Annotated in this window: 2 protein-coding genes and 1 pseudogene; all 3 read right to left on the bottom strand. The window is 30.8% G+C overall.

The features are described from left to right. Positions 1–581, bottom strand: a pseudogene (locus Q361_RS13450) (type IV secretion protein Rhs); the annotation flags it as partial. 109 nt (positions 582–690) lie between these two features. Next, the gene (locus Q361_RS13445; protein ID WP_146047056.1) at positions 691–1,020 is read right to left on the bottom strand and encodes a hypothetical protein; all 330 of its coding nucleotides are present in this window, start codon (positions 1,018–1,020) and stop codon (positions 691–693) included. A 107-nt stretch (positions 1,021–1,127) separates the two neighbouring features. Next, positions 1,128–2,133: RHS repeat-associated core domain-containing protein (locus tag Q361_RS13440; RefSeq protein ID WP_146047055.1), on the bottom strand; the 1,006-nt coding region annotated here is incomplete at its 5' end.

Here is a 2,133-nt window from a genome sequence, read left to right as displayed (position 1 = left end):
CTCCAACGGACAATATCAGGCATATAGCCACGAGCTCCATAATCATATTCATTCAAACCGAGTTCATCCTGATATTCTTTGGAGTTATATCGATATTGATACCCTCTAGGACAAGTTTGACAAGGAACAAGAGCATTATTTCCATTTGTTTTAACATATGTTTTTTGGCTCATATTGTAATTGTTGTGAGAAAGTCCAAAAGGGTAGTAATTGTTTTCTTTAATAATTTTTGTTGTACCCGTTACAGGGTCTTTACCATAACTTAATCTTATGTTACCTAAGTGGTCGGTGTAGTTGTAAACGTAATTAAATAGATAACTGCTGTTGTTTTGTGTTGCATTTACATAACCTTCGGCAGTTGGAAAAAACTTTAATACGGCATTTTCATATTGATAGCCATCTAGATAGTCTGTTGTTATGATAGTTCCAGATACGTACACCACTTTTTTTAGTTTTTTACCACTAGCATCGTAAAGGTATTCAATTTTTGAAAAATTATCATTATAAAAAACAATTTTTGTAGGTAGGTTTAAATGGTTGTAGGTAATGCTTGTAATATTTTTATTGGCATCTTTATACATATTGCCATTGGCATCATAATAATAATCTTGAGTGTTTACTACATCTTTAAAACCTGTAGGATTGCCACTTATATCTTGTACGGCGACATTAAGCTCGGGCTAACGGAGATTACCAACAATCACTAAAAAAAGAATAGGTTTGTCTTAGGCTTTTCGCCAACTTACCTTCTTCATCATAGTAGTGATAATCTTTACCTTTTCTTTTTAAAGTCCAATCTTTTAAATCTTCATCACTATATAATGTATCTATAGTAGAAGAATTAGTTACCAAAAATGCATATTTGATATCATTAAGATTTTTATAATTTTCTGTTCCAATATTTTTTATTATTTCACCAATAAAATTGTCTTGGTTAATAATTAATTTAACATGTTCATCTTTATATCCCCAGAATGATTTTTCATCTAAGGTCGAAGGGAATGTATGTATTGTTCCCATAAATTTTATCGCTATAATTTTATCTGCGTTATTATTCTTAATGCTTTTTACTGACCCACATGAAAAAAACATCATTGATATCATTATAAATACATTCTTTACCATTTCTAATTGCTAGGTTTGTTAGATAATACATTAGGAACCTTTATACCTTCTGCATGATAGTTACTTCTTGAAGGTTCTCCTAGGTTTATATTTATTTGAGAAGATAATGTTGTTGTTCTTGCTTCTTCTGCATTTTTAAACCAAGGTGTTTGATTTCTTGTAGAAGTATCTCGAACTCTATTTATGTAATCTGTTTTATTTTGAGACCAATTAAAGGCATGTACAAATTCATGTCCCAATAATGCTGTTGGAGAATTAGTTTTAACTGTAGATTTAAGCTTCCCATTCTTATCATAAAAATCTTTTACATTATTTGTATCATTTATATCGTCATATCTAATTGCTTGAGAAGTATTAAAATGTACTGTTCCTAAAATTTTACCCTCCTCACCTCTAGCATTCCACATCCCTTTACTTATATAATCTCTATCTTTAGCAAAAGTAGATTGTAACTCATCACTAGTAGTTTCTACAACTGACAATTCTCTCGTATCATCCATAAGTGTCTGTATAACATTAATTTCTTTGCCATCAATCTCAATATTAGATGCTTTATATAAGGCATCTAAGGCTTTGTATGCATCAGCTAGAAATGGGTCCTTAATTTCTGAGTAGTTTCTATTTTTTACATAGTTATATGTATAATGACTTTTCCCATCTTGACCATAATAAATTTCTATGTAATTACCATCTGGATCAACAAAAAACATTGGATTATTAACAGCGTATGTATAAGGAGATAAAGGAAAATATTTTTCTGAAAACCCATCCATATTCATCCACCTTCCAATTGCAGGGTCATAGTTCCTTGCTCCATAGTCATATAAGTTAAGCAACCCCAGCTCGTCTTGTAATTCTTTACCGTTATACTTATACTTGTACGTTACTGAAGAAGTACTGTTTCCTGCCCCTTTATAGTAACCAAAACTTCCTCTATTACCAGAAATAAAAACAGATTCTTCTACATTATACTTTTCGTGTTTCATACCAAAAGGATAGTAGTTGTTC

It is taken from the genome of Flavobacterium croceum DSM 17960 (assembly GCF_002917885.1).
GTDB classification, from domain to species: Bacteria; Bacteroidota; Bacteroidia; order Flavobacteriales; family Flavobacteriaceae; genus Flavobacterium; species Flavobacterium croceum.
The sequence above is the reverse complement of the archived record's forward strand: the minus strand, read 5'-3'. Positions and strand labels throughout refer to the sequence as shown.